Source organism: Pandoraea apista, assembly GCF_001465595.2.
GTDB classification, from domain to species: domain Bacteria; phylum Pseudomonadota; class Gammaproteobacteria; order Burkholderiales; family Burkholderiaceae; genus Pandoraea; species Pandoraea apista.
In genome coordinates this window covers 3,096,016-3,112,670 of record NZ_CP013481.2, presented here as the reverse complement: position 1 = coordinate 3,112,670, position 16,655 = coordinate 3,096,016, and the positions used below count along the sequence as shown (strand labels likewise).

At 63.7% G+C, this 16,655-nt stretch carries 15 protein-coding genes; 9 read left to right on the top strand and 6 right to left on the bottom strand.

Features of this window, described 5'->3' with window-relative positions:
- Positions 1–50: 50 nt before the first annotated feature.
- A complete protein-coding gene (gene hmgA / locus AT395_RS14270) occupies positions 51–1,370 on the top strand; it encodes a homogentisate 1,2-dioxygenase (protein WP_048629550.1) in 1,320 nt (439 codons plus the stop codon).
- A gap of 100 nt (positions 1,371–1,470) precedes the next feature.
- Positions 1,471–2,745 (top strand): fumarylacetoacetase, encoded by a 1,275-nt coding sequence (fahA, locus tag AT395_RS14265; protein WP_048629549.1) that lies wholly within the window; start codon positions 1,471–1,473, stop codon positions 2,743–2,745.
- 133 nt (positions 2,746–2,878) lie between these two features.
- Here the strand turns inward: fahA and AT395_RS25585 are convergent, their stop codons facing one another.
- The 4 genes from AT395_RS25585 to astE all read right to left on the bottom strand — a co-directional run bounded on the left by AT395_RS25585 (position 2,879) and on the right by astE (position 7,781).
- Positions 2,879–3,136, bottom strand: a complete 258-nt coding sequence (locus tag AT395_RS25585) for a hypothetical protein (RefSeq protein ID WP_125939987.1) — start codon at positions 3,134–3,136, stop codon at positions 2,879–2,881.
- A 127-nt stretch (positions 3,137–3,263) separates the two neighbouring features.
- Positions 3,264–4,433, bottom strand: a complete 1,170-nt coding sequence (gene ydiK, locus AT395_RS14260) for an AI-2E family transporter YdiK (protein WP_224787434.1) — start codon at positions 4,431–4,433, stop codon at positions 3,264–3,266.
- Positions 4,434–4,565: 132 nt separating this feature from the next.
- Positions 4,566–6,344 carry a hypothetical protein gene (locus AT395_RS14255; protein ID WP_048629548.1) on the bottom strand — a complete coding sequence of 593 codons (1,779 nt, stop codon included), beginning with the start codon at positions 6,342–6,344 and terminating at the stop codon, positions 4,566–4,568.
- Positions 6,345–6,716: 372 nt separating this feature from the next.
- Positions 6,717–7,781, bottom strand: a complete 1,065-nt coding sequence (gene astE / locus AT395_RS14250) for a succinylglutamate desuccinylase (RefSeq protein ID WP_052765641.1) — start codon at positions 7,779–7,781, stop codon at positions 6,717–6,719.
- 210 nt (positions 7,782–7,991) lie between these two features.
- Here astE and astD point away from each other — a divergent pair, with 210 nt between their 5' ends.
- The 6 genes from astD (at position 7,992) to AT395_RS14220 (ending at position 12,768) form a co-directional block, all read left to right on the top strand.
- Positions 7,992–9,473, top strand: coding sequence for a succinylglutamate-semialdehyde dehydrogenase (gene astD, locus AT395_RS14245; protein WP_048629631.1), 1,482 nt, complete (start codon positions 7,992–7,994; stop codon positions 9,471–9,473).
- A 49-nt stretch (positions 9,474–9,522) separates the two neighbouring features.
- Positions 9,523–10,881: an N-succinylarginine dihydrolase gene (gene astB / locus AT395_RS14240; RefSeq protein WP_048629630.1), complete on the top strand. Its 1,359-nt coding sequence runs from the start codon at positions 9,523–9,525 to the stop codon at positions 10,879–10,881.
- A gap of 70 nt (positions 10,882–10,951) precedes the next feature.
- Positions 10,952–11,518 (top strand): NADPH-dependent FMN reductase, encoded by a 567-nt coding sequence (locus AT395_RS14235; protein ID WP_048629547.1) that lies wholly within the window; start codon positions 10,952–10,954, stop codon positions 11,516–11,518.
- Positions 11,519–11,720: 202 nt separating this feature from the next.
- Positions 11,721–12,023 (top strand): DUF1488 family protein, encoded by a 303-nt coding sequence (locus AT395_RS14230; RefSeq protein ID WP_042118598.1) that lies wholly within the window; start codon positions 11,721–11,723, stop codon positions 12,021–12,023.
- A gap of 173 nt (positions 12,024–12,196) precedes the next feature.
- Entirely contained in the window at positions 12,197–12,406 is a 210-nt protein-coding gene (locus AT395_RS14225; RefSeq protein ID WP_042116162.1) for a DUF2964 family protein, read from the top strand.
- Positions 12,407–12,576: 170 nt separating this feature from the next.
- A complete protein-coding gene (locus AT395_RS14220; RefSeq protein ID WP_042116161.1) occupies positions 12,577–12,768 on the top strand; it encodes a DUF2964 family protein in 192 nt (63 codons plus the stop codon).
- Positions 12,769–12,820: 52 nt separating this feature from the next.
- Here AT395_RS14220 and AT395_RS14215 read toward each other — a convergent pair whose 3' ends face one another.
- On the bottom strand, positions 12,821–13,558 hold the full coding sequence (locus tag AT395_RS14215; protein ID WP_048629546.1) for a class I SAM-dependent methyltransferase: 738 nt from the start codon (positions 13,556–13,558) through the stop codon (positions 12,821–12,823).
- A gap of 313 nt (positions 13,559–13,871) precedes the next feature.
- On the opposite strand from AT395_RS14215, the gene AT395_RS14210 reads away from it, so the two are divergent.
- Positions 13,872–15,161 (top strand): TIGR03862 family flavoprotein, encoded by a 1,290-nt coding sequence (locus AT395_RS14210; RefSeq protein ID WP_072632838.1) that lies wholly within the window; start codon positions 13,872–13,874, stop codon positions 15,159–15,161.
- Positions 15,162–15,281: 120 nt separating this feature from the next.
- Here the strand turns inward: AT395_RS14210 and AT395_RS14205 are convergent, their stop codons facing one another.
- Positions 15,282–16,445, bottom strand: a complete 1,164-nt coding sequence (locus tag AT395_RS14205) for a methyltransferase (protein ID WP_048629545.1) — start codon at positions 16,443–16,445, stop codon at positions 15,282–15,284.
- Between the last annotated feature and the right edge of the window lie 210 nt (positions 16,446–16,655).

The window sequence follows — 16,655 nt, the reverse complement described above, 5'->3', positions numbered from 1 at the left end:
GTCGCTTGTCGGACAATGATTTCATTCGAAATCAGGAGACGAGGCCATTTATGCGCCAAGCAGACCAAATTCAGGGGGAACTGGGCTATCTGTCCGGTTTTGCCAACGAGTTCGCAACCGAGGCGTTGCCCGGTGCGCTGCCCATCGGACAGAACTCGCCGCAACGTGCGCCGTACGGCCTTTATGCGGAACAACTCTCGGGTACGGCGTTCACCGCACCGCGCGGTCACAACCGTCGCTCGTGGGTGTATCGCATTCGTCCCGCCGCCATGCACAAGCCGTTTACCGCTATCGAGCAATCGCGCTGGCTGAGCCGTTTCGGCGAGGTGCCTACGCCGCCGAATCAGATGCGCTGGGACCCGCTGCCCATGCCGGATACGCCGACCGACTTCGTTGACGGTATGGTCACAATGGCCGGTAACGGCGGCCCGGACACTGCGCACGGTTGCGGTATTCACCTGTATGCCGCCAACAAGTCCATGGAAGGGCGCTTCTTCTACAATGCCGACGGCGAACTGCTGATCGTGCCGCAGGAAGGGCGTTTGCGCATCGCGACGGAATTCGGCGTGCTCGAGGTCGAACCCTATGAGATTGTCGTGCTGCCGCGCGGCGTACGTTTCCGGGTCACGTTGCTCGATGGACGGGCGCGCGGTTATGTGTGCGAGAACTATGGCGCACTGTTCCGTTTGCCGGATCTGGGACCGATCGGCTCGAACGGTCTGGCGAATCCGCGAGACTTCCTGACGCCGGTTGCGGCTTACGAAGATGTCGAAGGCGACTTCGAACTGGTGGCCAAATTCGCCGGGGCGTTGTGGCGTGCCGATATTGGCCATTCGCCTCTCGATATCGTGGCATGGCATGGCAACTACGCGCCGTACAAGTACGACTTGCGCCGCTTTAACACGATCGGGTCGATCAGCTACGACCATCCGGATCCCTCGATCTTCCTGGTGCTGCAATCGCAAAGCAATGCACCGGGTGTCGACGATATCGACTTCGTGATCTTCCCGCCGCGCTGGCTGGCGATGGAAAACTCGTTCCGTCCACCCTGGTTCCACCGCAATATCGCCAGCGAGTTCATGGGGCTTATCCAGGGCGTGTACGACGCCAAGGCAGAGGGCTTCGTGCCGGGCGGCGCGAGCCTGCACAATTGCATGTCCGGCCATGGTCCCGATGCGGACACGTTCGAGAAAGCCTCTGCGGCCGATACGAGCAAGCCGCACAAGGTCGATGCCACGATGGCGTTCATGTTCGAGACGCCAGCCGTCATTCATCCGACGCGTTTCGCGCTGGAGAGCAAGCAGTTGCAGGACAACTACTACACGTGCTGGCAAGGTCTGAAGAAACACTTCAATCCGAACCAGAAGTAAGCGGCATCGCGCCGCGACTCCACTCACTTTTGATACGGCCGGTCCCATGCACGCGATGTGCCGGGCCGGCCGACGCACTACCTCGAACAAGGAACTCCACATGTCTGCACTCCCGCAAAGCTGGGTCGCGTCTGCCAACACCGGCGTGACGGACTTTCCGCTGCAAAATCTGCCGTATGGCGTATTCAGTACCGCATCGCAACCCACGCCGCGTGTAGGCGTGGCCATTGGCGATCAGGTGCTCGACCTGGCAGCTCTTGAAGCCGCCGGGGTGCTCAAGGCGGGCGATACCCCCGTTTTCGCGCAGTCCGCCATCAATGCTTTCGTGTCGCTGGGTAGTGCCGCCTGGCGGGCTACGCGCGCTCGACTGACCTCGCTTCTTGCCGCAGATGGTGACGGTGCGTTGCGCGATAACGCTACGTTGCGCGCGCAAGCGCTCGTGCCGCTCGCCGATGCCACGCTGCACTTGCCCGTGCAGGTGCCGGGTTACACCGACTTCTACTCGTCGAAAGAGCACGCGACCAACGTGGGCTCGATGTTCCGTGATCCGGCCAACGCCCTTTTGCCGAACTGGCTGGAGATCCCCATCGGTTACAACGGCCGCGCCAGTTCGGTGGTCGTGAGCGGCACACCGATTCATCGCCCGAACGGACAGATCAAACTGCCCGACCAGCCGCGTCCGATTTTCGGTGGCTGCCGCAAGCTCGACTTCGAACTCGAAACCGGCTTCATCGTCGGCTGCAACACGTCGCTGGGCGAGTCGCTGAGCGTGGAAGCCGCCGAAGCGGCCATCTTCGGTATGGTGGTGCTCAACGATTGGTCGGCGCGCGACTTGCAGCAGTGGGAATACGTGCCGCTCGGCCCGTTCAACGCGAAGACCTTCGGCACGTCGATCTCGCCGTGGGTCGTGACGATGGAAGCCCTTGAGCCGTTCCGCGTTGCTGGTCCGGCGCAAGACCCGCAGCCGCTGTCTTACTTGCAGCAGCAAGGCAAGCACGCGTTCGACATTGAGCTGGAAGTGCTTCTGCAAGCCGAAGGCGACGCGCAACCGACGTCCATCTGCCGCACCAACTTCCGCCACATGTACTGGAGCATGGCTCAGCAATTCGCTCACCACACGGTCTCGGGCTGCAATGTTCGCGTTGGCGACCTGATGGGCTCGGGCACGATCAGCGGCCCCACGCCGGATTCCTTCGGCAGCCTGCTCGAACTGACGTGGAACGGCAAGAACCCGATCACGCTCTCCAGCGGGGCCAAGCGCACGTTCATCGAAGACGGTGATACCGTCGTGATGGCGGGCTGGTGTCAGGGTGACGGCTACCGTGTTGGCTTCGGTGAAGTTTCGGGCAAGATTCTGCCTGCAAAGGCGCAGTAACTGCGGTTAGCCCGACAAGCGCGGTACCTCCGGCCGGCATAGCGCCGGACGCTTGCCGGGTCAGCAGAGACAAGCACGCACAACGCGTCGTGCCGGTTCGCCGGCCGGCGCGTTTGTCTTTGGGTGCCCGCGCTCAGGGTTCGGGCGTGCTGTTGTGGCCCGGGCGTGACGGTGACAAGCGTTGCCACCAGGGATCGGCACGGCCCTTGAGGCCCGCGCTCACGCGGCAGCGCGTGGGAGTGTAGGCGAGTTCATCGCCGACCCGGCGTAACAGGGGCGGATCGCCGAGCCGCGCGCGGCGGGGCACGCGTAGCGAGCGCCGCGCCGGGGGCTTGGGCGTGAGTGGTGTCTTCGGTGTCAGCGGTCCGTGGGTGGGGGGGGCGTGCGGCATGTGATATCTCCCGGAATCACGTGGATACGGGAGATATTTAGCCATGCGGACACGCAGAGCGACAGGTGAAGCCGTCCGAAAAATGTGTCCTGTTTGCGTTACGGGCCTGTGTTATCCAACGCAGACATCAGTGGCGCTTATCGTCAGGCGTTACCGGCAGTTTGGCGGTGGTATCGACCGCCGATGACGTCTCCGGCACCGATGACGTTGCCGCGGGCGCTCCGCTGGGCGCCAGTGGCGGACGGTTCAGTCCTTCATTGATCCACGCCATCAGCAACGTGTACGTCACCGCAAGAATCACGGGGCCGACGAACAAGCCGACGATACCGAACGTGAGCATGCCACCGAGCACGCCCGCGAGAATCAGTGTCATCGGCAAATCCGCACCGCGCCGGATGAGCATCGGACGCATCACATTATCGAGCATGCCGATAAATACCGAGAGCACCAACAGCAACGTGGCCAGTGTTGGGCTGTCTTGCCAGTAAAGCCATGCAACGCTCGATAGCAGCACGGGGAAGGGGCCGATCTGTGCGATACACAGCACCAGCATGAGCGCCGTCAGGAAGCCGGACAGCGGCACACCCGTCAGCCACAGTCCCAGACCGCCGAGCAACGACTGCGTCACCGCCGTGACCACAATGCCGAGCGCCACCGCACGAATCGACATGCCCGCAAGCCGTACCGATTCCTCTCCGCGATCGCCGCCAAGGCGTCTCGCCATGCGAATCAGCGCCCGCGCCGCGCGTTCGCCCTGCATGAAAAGAATGCCCGAGATGATGAGCGTCAGTCCGAGGTGAACTACGAGCAGGCCGACTGAGCCGAGCTTTGAGAAACCCCACGAAGCGGCTTTGACGGCATAGGGCTGCACCTTGGAGACCAGGCCCCCTGGACCGGCAACCGCCAGCGCTTGCCACTCGTCGCTCGCGCGTTGGCCGATCACCGGAATGCGGGCGAGCCAGTCGGGTGGCATCGGCAGGCCACGTTGACCGATGGTGTGTACCTGATCGCTGATATCGGAGGCATGTCCGATCAATGTGCCGACGGCGGCGGACAAGGGCGCGACAACGATCACCAGCATGCCGAAGATCATCACCGTGGTGGCCAGCCATCGTTTGCCCCACAGACGTCGTTGCAGGCCGATGAGCAATGGCCAGGTGGACGCGACGATCGTCACGGCCCAGATGAACGCCGGTAGAAAGGGGAGCAACACCCATAACGTACCGATCATCAGCGCACTGAGGACAAGGATGATCAGCAAGTTTCGGGCGAGTTCGCTCGGGGTCGTGGAAAGCATGGGTGCTCCGGCAGGCAGGGGGACAGACACGTGTTGTCACGCGTCCAGCGGTACACGTCTTGCAGACCGTGTGCGCATGGGAAACACGATGCCACGCGAAGGCGGGCACGGCAAGTGTGTCGCGCCGCTGCCTTATAGCGGGGTCGATTGCTGTACGTCGTCGTCCGTGAGATCTGGCGAGGGACTGCGCCACCAACGGGGCTCCGTCGCCCGACATAACACGCCGGGCACCGTGGTCGCACCATGCCGCCGGGCACCGGACGGCCTTGAGGGCGATTGGGGTACGTTGGCGGCTCGGTGACCCGATGCGCCCGATGCGGCCGGCACATCCGATTCTGGAAAGCCGAATGATGTTCCCCGGAGCCCGTTGTTGTTGACGTCGCTGTCACCGGGGCTATCAGGGCGGCTGGGACTGCTCGGGCTGTCAAGAGGCCTTGGCGACGAGTCTCCCGAGGACACGCCCGAATCGGCGACCGTCACGAGGGTGCTGGTGCTGATCTTTTGCTGTGGCGAGCGCCGCTCGTGTGCCGTGCGAATGTCCTCACGTTGCGCGGCGGTCTCGCTGATCGAGAAAATGAGACCGATGACGCCGTAAAGGACGTCAAGTACCGCAAAGACATGAGCTTCCTCCGCTGCCGTCGGGGAACGGGGCCCGGCGGTCGGCAATGTCACGTTGCGCGCCTGAGGGTCGTCATCAGGCGCTACGTCGTCGGCGTGAGTGTGCGCTGCGTAGTCGCCCATCCACGCCAGATAGTAAAACGTGAGGGTGAGCGCAAACCAGATAAGTCTGGGCGGGGTGGACTGGAGCAAGGCGGAGAAATCGCGGAAAAAAGTGTTGACGGACGAGCGCCGGTCTGTCCGCGCAGGCGCGTGCCCTGCGGCCTCGATCAACGCCGTGAAGTTGTGCTGTGTCAGGACTTGCAGGCTGGCGCTGTGCCGTGTCATTCCCAACTGGTGGATGATGGGCAGCAGCAGAAGGCCGGGAATCGGTGTCAGCGGCAATTCGAGCGCCGCATGCAAGGTGTCGCCGAAGCGGCGCGTGAGAATACCCGGCAAGAGGTGCGACACGACACGCTCGATGCCGTAACGGGCGCCGTTACGCAGAACGCCGTAGCAGAAGACAAAACCGAGTACCTGTGCGAAGGCCGCCCGATATGGAGTCGCCAGAATCGCGTTCAATCCCTCCAATCCCGGTGCAGGGGTCGTGCGTGCGATCCGGTTCCGGTATCGCACTTGCGTGGTGTTGAAACCGGCCATGCCAATCAGGTTGACCAGAACGACGCCCAGCGCAGCCAAGGGCGGCCATAGCCATGCTTGCGAGCGCGTGGGGTCGGTCGATTCGGCCAGCAGCGACATGAGGGCGGAGCCAACAGCAAACGGCATGGCGTCGCGCATTGTGCCGATGTAAAACGAGCGCCATGAGAAGCCCGGCCGCAGCTCGCGTAACAGCACTTCGAGCCGGTCGGTCACGTCGGCCACATCGAACCCTTGATGCGCGAGCCTCCGTGCGTGTCTGTGCAGATGCATGTGCAACGTGTCGTGCCAAGGATGCGCCGCATGGCTGACGGCAGTTTGCTGCGTGTCGCCTATCCCCCTTTGCCTGAACTGCTCAAGGGTGTCCTGCCAATGGTCTGACGCAGGCGACGTCCCCATCGCGCGTAGCGCCGGTATGGCAACGTCTTGCCAAAGCGAGTCGAAGATGCGTCGTGCGCGATCGGCGTCGCAGCCCACAAACATATCGATGGCGAAGACGGGGGCGTCGACCGTCGACGTTCGCGATGACGGAGTGGCCGGGGCCGACGACCGGCGCCCCATCGATATCGGTGTCAATGCCGCAGGCTCTCGCGACACGCCAACGCCAGCGCGCGTCTGCAACGCTGCCGCGAGCCACGGCAACGCGTTGACCGTCATGCTGTCATGCACTGCCGCTTGCTGAGCGCGGGCGAAGTCTTCGGCGAGCGGTGTCGATGGTTCTTGCGCTGAAGAGGTAACGCTGGAGGGGCTATGGGAGGGCAAACAAGGGAAGCATCCGTGGGGCATGGCATCGGTAGCGGGACTCGGCCGACAGCGAAGTGCCGGGCCGCAGGCGTGAAAAGACGAAATGAAGCGGGCGATGCTACGCGCATCGCCCCGCTGCGGCCACGTCCGGACAGCCGTTTGAAGTCGTTAATTCGCGACGCTGCGTAGGCTTACCGCCTCACCGGCCGCCGCGTTGCTACCGAAATCCGCGAACGCCCGCCATTCTGCGCGGCGGGCCTTACGCGCCGCGCCACAGGGCACCGGTCAGGCGTCGGGCACGACCATGACTCCGGCCCGCAAGCCGTTTGCAACGTTGGGGTTGGGGAACACGATGCGCTCCTCGGGGTGCGAGACGGTGTAGGTGTTCTCGCCGTCGCGTGCGAGCACGGTGCCCGCAGCGTAGGGCGTGAAGTTCGGCGTATCGGCGGGCACGTCGAGAACGAAGGCGTCGGTTCGGCGCACGATCTCGGCGGCCACACGAAAGCGTTGCGCTTGCAGAACGCGGCCATCGTCGCGCTGTGCCATCTCGCCGCCGGACAGCCAGCGTCGCAGTGCGGCGTCGATCCCATCGAAATCGGCCAGACGGTTCTGTCCGAACGGAGCCACCTTGCCTAGCTCCAGCGTGCAGCTCTCTGCGCCAAATCGCGCGCAGGTGTAGTACGAAAACGTGACGGACGGCTGGTCGGTGCGCATGACCGCCTCGATCTCGGCCGCGGCCAGGGCGTCGATCCACTGATCGCTCGGCGGACGCTCCGGGGTGCCCGGCACGACTGCAAAACGGGTAAAGAGCGACGCGCGAATTGCGGTGTGCATATCGACATGCCGGCGTTGCCTGCGCACACCGTCGACCCCGGCAAAGAACTGAGCCACGATCACTTCGAGTTCGCGGGCTCGCTGCACGGCGGGCGATTCGGCACGCTTCGCATGTGCCCCATGGAACAGGCGGTTCAGGTCGTACTCGAGATATCGCTTGCCGGCGCGCACGGCGTCCGGGTTGCCGAGAATGACGAGCAACCGCTCGCGCAGCGTCAGACGGCCGTCGGCGATGTCGCGCAGTATGCCGTCGACGATTTCGATCGGCGCCGTTTCGTCGCCATGAATGCCGCAAGACAGAATGGCGTCGAAGCGCCCGCCGCGAGATTTCCCTGCGGTGTCGGCGTTGGTGTCGTCGGAATGGCCTGCGTTGGCGGGCGTCAACTCAAGCACGCCCTCGGCGTGCCGTTGCCAGCGAACCCCGCAGGGATCGATGCCTTCATCGGGGGTAGCATCGCGCGATTCCCGAACATCGCTTAGCCAGTGGCGCAGGGCCGAACGATTGACGTCGGTCATGATAATAGCTCTCCAAAAAACTCAGATTGGTATTCTATGCGTGTCGCTCGCGCGACCGTCATATGACGTCGTCGATGCCTTGTGACGCCCTGTTTACGGGGGTTCGCTGACGCGTTGGAGGCAGGCGCATTGTTTCGTCTGTCGAATCCGTGTCATCATGAGCCGCATCGCACGCCGTTTCATCGGGCGTGGCCTCCGGGATTGCCGTTCATGACCGATCTGTACATCGAAGGTGTCTGGCGCACCGCCAAAGGGGCTGAATTCCGTTCACTCGATCCCATGTCGGGCGACGTTGTGTGGAAGGGCCATGCGGCCGACGCCATCGATGTCGACGCCGCGGTTCAGGCGGCGCGCCGGGTTCAGCGGGATTGGGCGCGGCGAAGTGCCGATGAGCGTCTTGCGGTGTTGCAGCGTTTCGCCGCCATCGTGAGCGCCAAAACCGAAACGCTTGCCGACGCTATCGGTCGCGAGACCGGCAAACCTTTGTGGGAGGCACGCACCGAAGTGGCGGCGATGATCGCCAAGGTTGCCAATTCTGCGAAAGCGTATCTCGAGCGTACCGGCGAGCGGCGCAGTGCGGTACCGGACGGGCAGAACGTCGTGCGCCATCGGGCACATGGCGTAATGGCGGTCTTCGGGCCCTACAACTTCCCCGGTCATTTACCCAACGGGCATATCGTTCCCGCGTTGCTCGCGGGCAATACCGTCGTTTTCAAGCCGAGCGAACTGGCCCCCGGAGTCGCTGAGCGTACCCTTCAGTGCTGGATCGAAGCCGGCCTGCCGCCGGGCGTGCTCAATCTCGTTCAAGGCGCACGCGACACCGGAGCGGCGCTTGCCGCCCATGACGATATCGACGGACTGTGCTTCACGGGCAGTGCCGCCACGGGCCGCGCGCTCCATCAGCAGTTCGCCGGCCGGCCCGGCAAGATCCTTGCGCTCGAGATGGGCGGCAACAATCCGCTCGTTGTCGATGCGCCCGCCGACATCGATGCCGCGGTGCATGTGACGGTTCAGTCGGCGTTCCTTTCGGCAGGGCAGCGATGTACTTGTGCGCGGCGCCTGCTCGTGCCGCACGGCGCACAGGGCGACGCCTTCCTGGATCGGCTGACGTTTGTGACGCGACGCATCAGCGTCGGGCGCTATGACGCGGAGCCGCAGCCGTTCATGGGGGCGGTGGTGTCGTTGCAGGCGGCGCGGCGCATGACCGCCGCGCAAGCCGATCTCATGGCGCTCGGCGCCAGTGTCATTCTGCCGTTGGCGCAGCCCGACGGTCGATCCGCATTGCTGACACCGGGGTTGATCGACGTCACGTCGATTGCCGCGCGCGACGCGCTGCCCGACGACGAGTATTTCGGCCCGTTGCTGCAAGTGCTGCGCTACGACGCGTTCGATGAGGCTATCGCGCTTGCCAATCGCACACGCTACGGGTTGGCCGCCGGTTTGCTCAGCGACGATCCCGCGCGTTACGAGCAGTTTCTCGCGGAGATCCGCGCAGGTATCGTCAACTGGAATCGGCCGACCACAGGGGCAGCAGGTGCGGCCCCGTTCGGCGGTATCGGCGAGTCCGGCAATCACCGGCCCAGTGCGTGGTACGCGGCGGATTACTGCGCCTACCCGATAGCGTCGATGGAAAGCGAGCATGTCGCGATGCCCGGACAGCTCAGCCCCGGGCTGGATTTCGGCTCGGCCTGATCGTCGTATTGGTTTGATCTGACTTTTGGTTTTCTCAGGAATTGACATGATGCGTTCTGCCCTCGAAGCCAACTTCGATGGATTGGTCGGCCCCACGCACAACTATGCGGGGTTGTCGTTCGGCAACGTTGCTTCGGCAAACAACGCCAATCGCGTATCCAACCCTCGCGAGGCGGCGCTGCAAGGCCTTGCCAAGATGAAGGCGTTGGCCGATCTCGGCTACGCACAGGGCGTATTGCCACCGCAAGAGCGCCCGTCGGTTGCGTTGTTACGTACGCTCGGTTTCGCTGGCGACGACCGCGCTGTCATTCGCGAGGCCGCCCGCACCGACCCCGCACTGCTGGGGGCCGCCTGTTCGGCGGCGAGCATGTGGACGGCCAATGCCGCCACTGTCAGCCCGTCGGCAGACACAGCCGACGGCCGGGTGCATTTCACGGCGGCGAATCTGTGCAGCAAGCTGCATCGCGCCATCGAGCACGACACGACATCGCGGATCCTGCGCGCGGCGTTCCCCGGCGAGGCGCACTTCGCGCATCACGATGCGCTGCCGGGTTGGCCGTCCTTGGGAGATGAGGGCGCGGCGAACCACACGCGGTTTTGCGGCGCGTACGGCGAGCGGGGCATCGAGTTTTTCGTCTATGGACGGGACGATATGGCGAGCGGAACGGCGCCGCGCCGGTTTCCCGCACGCCAAACGTTGCAGGCGAGTCAGGCGATTGCCCGGTTGCACGGACTGGCTGAGGAAGACGTAGTGTTTGCGCAGCAGCACCCCGACGCCATCGATGCCGGTGTCTTCCACAACGACGTGATTGCCGTGGGCAATGGCAACGTGCTGTTTTGCCACGCGCTGGCGTTCGTCGATCAGGCGGCCGTGCTGGCAACGCTGCACGACCGGTTGGCGGCCAGAGGCGTGCAGTTGCAGGTGATCGAGGTGTCCGACGCGGAGGTCTCGATAGAGGATGCTGTCGGCAGTTACCTCTTCAACAGCCAGTTGCTGGTGCGCGCCGCACAGGCGGGCGGCGGCATGTGTCTCGTGGTCCCGCAAGAGTGCCGCGAGCGCCCCGCAGTCTGGCGTTATCTCGAATCGCTGGCAGCCAGTGGCGGGCCGATTCGTGAGCTACGGGTGTTCGATCTGCGTGAGAGCATGCGCAACGGCGGCGGCCCTGCGTGTCTGCGGCTCCGGGTGGTGCTGACCGAAGCGGAGCGTCGCGCCGCGCACGCAGGACTCTGGATTGACGAGGCGCGATTCGCGACACTTACCGACTGGGTGAAGCGCCACTATCGTGACCGGCTATCGGTGAGCGATCTGGCCGATCCGGCACTGCTCGACGAATCCCGCACGGCGCTCGATGAACTCACGCGGTTGCTTGGCCTGGGCAGCCTTTACCCATTCCAGCGCGACGCGTGAACATGACCTGCCGGCGGAGCTGTTGCCCCGCCGCCATTGCTTCCTATCTGTGACGAAAGGAGTCGACTCGATGACGACGATCATTGGTTTGTCCGGCAGCCTGCGCAAGGGCTCATACAACACCGCGTTACTGGCTGCGGCGAAGACGTTGGCGCCTGCGGGGGTGACGCTTGACGTGCGCACGTTGCACGGCATTCCGCTTTATGACGGAGACGTCGAGGCAAGCGACGGGATTCCGGATGCGGTGAGCGCGTTGAAAGACGCCATCGCCAACGCCGACGGTTTGTTGCTGGCAACCCCCGAGTACAACAACGGCATGCCCGGCGTGTTCAAGAACGCGCTCGATTGGCTATCGCGTCCACCGGCCGATAGCGCGCGGGTGTTCCAGAGCAAGCCGGTAGCCATCATGGGGGCATCGCCCGGCGGCTTCGGCACGATTCTCAGCCAGAACGCCTGGCTGCCCGTGCTACGTACGCTCCAAACCACCCCGTGGTGGCAGGGCCGTCTGATGGTGTCGCATGCGAACAAGGTCTTCGACGGGGATGGCAACCTTCAGGACGATGCCGTGCGTCAACAACTGGCCGCCTTTGTCGCCGGCTTTGTCGCGTTCTTGAAAGAACAGAAGAGTGGCGGGTAACGATAGCTCTTTTAAAACATAGACTTGCGTGGATGTTTTGAAGCATTGCATTTGGTCATGTATGTGACTGAACCTTCCGCAATCGAGCGTGACGAACCGATAAGCGATGCGATACGCGAATTGTCTGGCGATGCACTATGCTGGATGGAACGTGTCGGCCGACACGTCGATCGCATCTTTTCGTCAACCCGGGGGTGTCACCATGCAAATCGAGTTTCCTGATCACCGTCCCGTGTTCAATTACGAAGATCTGACGATCGAATTTGCCGTCGTCGTCAATGGCCGGCCGTTTGATTGCGCGGTGTCGGCCGAAGCGCTGGAGGATCACTTCGGCGCACACTCGGCGCGTGCCGACGATCTGCTGCATGCCTTCGAACACGGGCGCAACGATATTCATGCGCTCACGCGCCAATATCTGACGATGGGGCTTGCCGGCCCCGTACTGCTGCGCAGTGGACACTTCCGCTGGGTGCGGGAGGCCAAGCGTCAGGAAGCGCGGCGTTGATTGATCATTCCCATCACGGGAATGTTTCCGGGCATCGGAATTGATCGACGTCAAAGCTTGGGATGGTTAGGCATACGACTCAATAGGCGGGCCGTAGGGATCGGCGTAGACTGGTGTTGCCGCTAAAGAGGTTACGTCAGCGGCACTCTTGCCGAACACTACAAGGAGTCGCCATGGGCTCGGAATTCCGCGTCGTCATTGCCTCGATTGCGGCCTTCATGACGTTGGCCGGGGCGTTTGCCACCATTCACGGTTTGCTCTACGACCAGACCCACGTCATGAACGGCGGTGTGGTCACGGTGTTGTTCGGCATTCTCTTCGTTGTCGTGATGCTCACCCCGTGGCCGCGAGACGAAGAGCGCGACACCAAGTCGAAGTCCTGAGGCCCGCGAACCTTGCGCTAACCGTTTGGCGCCGTGCGTCCTACACTGGAAAGCGAGGGACGCCGCCGAAGTCGTTCGAAAGTCGCGCGGCCCGGCTGGACAAGCCGGTCGCGTCGATTTCCTCATTTGAATCGCTTCGCAACGCGCGTGACCTCGCTGTGAGGTGACGTATGTGTTCCGATACCCGCGTCTTCATTGCCTCCATCGCCGCGTTCGTGATGCTGGGAGGCATTTTCGCCACGATCCACGGCCTGCTGTTCAACCTGCCGGAGGTGTCGCGCTATGGCGTGGCGGCAGTGCTGATCGGCGCAACGTGCACGGCCACGATGCTTATCCCATGGGGCGCGCGTGACGAGTCGTAACGCGTCGGCGGTGAGTCGGCGTGTGTGTCAGACGGTCGCCTTGGCGCGCCGGTCAGGCGAGGCGTGCCCGCAGGCACATGAAGGCGGGCTGTTGCGACAACTCGTCGTATAGCCGGCCGTCCACGGATTTCATCTCCGGCAACGGCAGCGGCTCAATCATGCGCTCGAGTCGCCAGCCCGCGTCCGCAGCGGCATTCAGAATGTCCGCGAGCGGGCGCCGGTAAGACTCCACATACGGCTTCGGCTCTCCGAAGCCTCCCCAGAACATACCGAAACGGGTGGTTTCGAAGTAGCTGCGATTGCGACGCGTACGTTCGTCGAGCCAGTCGCGCATGGGATGCCCCATCGACCAGACCAGCGTTGCGCCGGGTTTGGCGACGCGTGCGAATTCGCGAAATGTCGGCCCGAGGTCCTCCACGTAGTCCAGCGCGAGGGCGCTGACAATGGCGTCGAAGCGGTTGTCGGCGAGCGTTGCGAAGGCTTCGCCGAGGTCTTGCACGTCGAACGTTGCCGCCAGACCTTCGCAGCGCTTGCGGGCCAGCACGATCATTTCCGGTGTCACGTCGATGCCGTGAACCGTCGCTCCTTGCTCGGCGAGCCAGGCGCTATTGATGCCCGGGCCGCAGCCGGCGTCGAGTACTTGCAGGCCAGCGGTGTCGCCTAGCAAGGCGCGCGTGGCGGGGCGTTCGTACAAGGCGTTATGCGGTTTGGTGACGGCAATCTCTGCGTAGCGTTCAGCGAAACTTGCGTAGGCGGTGCGTCCTATCGACGCTGGATCGGATGATGACATGCGCGACTCCAGGATGATGCCCCGCGCAGCGTCCGTTAAGGTGAACGCCGACGACGGTGCGGTAGGGCGAAAGCAAAATGCGGGCAGCGATTGTAACGCCAAAGGGGCGGCGATTCGCTACTCCCGGTGTCGTTGGTAGTGATGCTCGACGGCGCAACCGCTGGGATCGGCAGCGGTCGAGCGATGCGAAATTCATGGCGCCTCCGGGTGTCTGCACGATACCGATGTGGGACAATGATGGCCTTCGCCGCCGTGTCTGTCGCTGAGACGGGCGCTGTGCGACAGCCGTTTTTGCACGATTACATTCCCAGGCATGTCCCCATCCGGTATTTCTCCTTCGCCCTCTGACGTTGCAACCCCTGCGGTTGCAGAGACCGTGGACGTTGCCGTCATCGGCGCGGGTCCCGCCGGCCTGATGGCCGCCGAAGTGCTGTCGTCGGCGGGGTGGCGTGTTGATGTCTACGACGCCATGCCCTCGGTCGGCCGCAAGTTCCTGATGGCGGGCAAGGGCGGCATGAATCTGACACACAGCGAGCCCGCAGCGCCCTTTGTGGCCCGGTACGGCAAACGGGCGGACACGGTCGCCCAATGGTTGCGCCGATTCAGCGCGGACGATGTGCGCTCGTGGGCGCATCGCTTGGGCATCGATACGTTCGTGGGCACGTCCGGACGCGTTTTCCCCATCGACATGAAGGCGGCGCCGCTGTTGCGTGCGTGGCTTACCCGATTGCGCGCAGGCGGCGTGAGGTTGCATGTGCGTCATCGCTGGCTGGGCTGGGAGCCGCATGCCGCCGCCGGTCCGGACGACCTGCGATTCGCAACGCCCGCCGGCGAACGCCGGGTACGCGCGAAAGCGGTGGTGCTGACGTTGGGCGGCGCGAGCTGGCCGCAGTTGGGATCGGACGCCGCCTGGGTTCCCTGGTTGCAGGATCATGGCGTGAATGTCGCGCCGCTGTTGCCCGCCAATGCGGGTTTCGAGGCGGACTGGACGCCGCATTTGCGCGAGCGTTTCGCCGGGCAGCCGGTGAAGTCAGTGTCGATGTCGTTGCCTGACGGCACGACACGGCAAGGCGAGTTCGTCATCTCGACGCACGGCATCGAGGGCAGTCTGGTGTATGCGCTGTGTGCGCCGATTCGCGATGCCATCCGCGCCAACGGCAGCACGCAGGTGTATCTGGATCTGCTGCCGGACTGGCGTGCCGAGCGTGTGGCAGAGGAGGTGGCGCGTCCGCGTGGATCGCGCTCGATGGCGAGTCATCTGCAAAGCCGTCTGGGCATTGCGGGGGTGAAGGCGGCACTGTTGCGCGAGTGCCTGCCGCGCGAGGCGTTCAACGATCCGGCAGCCCTTGCCGCCGGGATGAAGCGCTTACCGTTGACGCTGTTACGCACCCGGCCGATTGCCGAGGTCATCAGCAGCGCTGGCGGTGTTGCGCTCGAAGCGCTGGACCCGGCATTGATGGTGAAGGCGTTGCCCGGCGTGTTCTGTGCGGGAGAAATGCTGGATTGGGAAGCGCCGACCGGCGGGTATTTGCTGACGGCCTGCTTTGCCAGCGCGTGTGTGGCGGGAGATGGCGCTGCAGCCTATCTTCGGGCCCTGCGCTGAGAGAGTTCCCGATCGGCCGTGCAACCGCTGGGTGTGGGGCTTGTCTGCGCCGGAGCCGGCGGCACGAGCCTACCGAATCCGACGGCATCAAGCGATCCAACGGGATCAAACGGGATCAAATCAAGCTGGCCGAACGCCCAGACGCCACAGCGACGTCACTTCGGCGCGTCGTGCCGCATGCAGCGGGTCGGTGGCATCGCCCGCTTTCGGATGATGCGGACGCACATCGTGACGAGCCAGCACCACGAGGCCCGCGCCATGAATCCACGACAGCAACGTCTCGCGTGTGCGCAACCCCAGATGCTCCGCCAGATCCGACAACACCAGCCAGCCCTCGCCACCCGGACTCAGGTGCGCCGCCAAACCGTTCAGGAAGCCCTTGAGCATCTGGCTTTCCGGATCGTAGATGGCGTGCTCGATAGGCGCATTCGCCTTGGCAGGCAACCACGGCGGATTGCACACAACCAACGGTGCCTTACCCTCAGGGAACAGATCGGCATCGACGATCTTCACCAAACGCTCATAGCCAAGCCGCGAGATATTCTCCCTCGCACAAGCCAGCGCACGAGGATCGCGATCCGTCCCCACAACCTGCTGCACCCCACGGCGCGCCAGCAATGCCGCAATGACGCCCGTGCCGGTCCCGATATCGAACGCCAACGACGTGGCGGGCAGCGGCGCCTGATCGATCAACTGCAAATACTCCCCGCGAACCGGCGAAAATACACCGTACCACGGGTGAATCGAACCCCCCAACGCCGGGATCGTCACCCCCTTCTTGCGCCACTCGTGCGCACCGATCAACCCCAGAATCTCTCGCAACGAGGCCACCGACGATACCCCGTCAGGTGCGCCCCAAACCTCCGCGCAAGCCTCGCGAATGTCCGGCGCACGACGCAACGGAATGCCATAGTCGCCCTCCAACGGAATCAATACCATGCCCAGAATCCGCGCCCGCTGCGCCTGCGCCATGCGATGCTTGTGGAACGACTCCGCCGCACTCACGCTCACCGCACCATCCTTCGCCGCCGGCTTGCGCCGCGGACGATGCGGCACCCGATCGACTCGTCGCGCCATCGCCTGCATCAACTGACGCGCATTCTGATAGTCGCCGCGATATAACATCGCAGTGCCTCCGCACGCCAGGTGATATGCGTCATCCGCCGTGATCGTGTCGTCAACGACTTCTACTCGGCGCGGCGCAGCTACGCCAGCCTCTGAACGCCAACGGGCTGTGACGGGGCGACCGTCTTCGGTCCATTCGAGCGTCGGGGTAATGTTCATGCGATGTCTTCTAAAAACGTGGCGGCGCGCAAAGCCTTTCTCGGGATACCTATCCCAGACGGACCGGTGGCCCCTTTCCGCCTCTCAAACATAAACCCAACTCGCTGCAGAAAGAGGCCACCGATCCGTCTTCTTCGCTTCCTTCTGGATGCGCCGGAAGCCTGCATTATGCCTGCGTTATGTCCGCGCTATGCCCGCGCTATGCCCGCG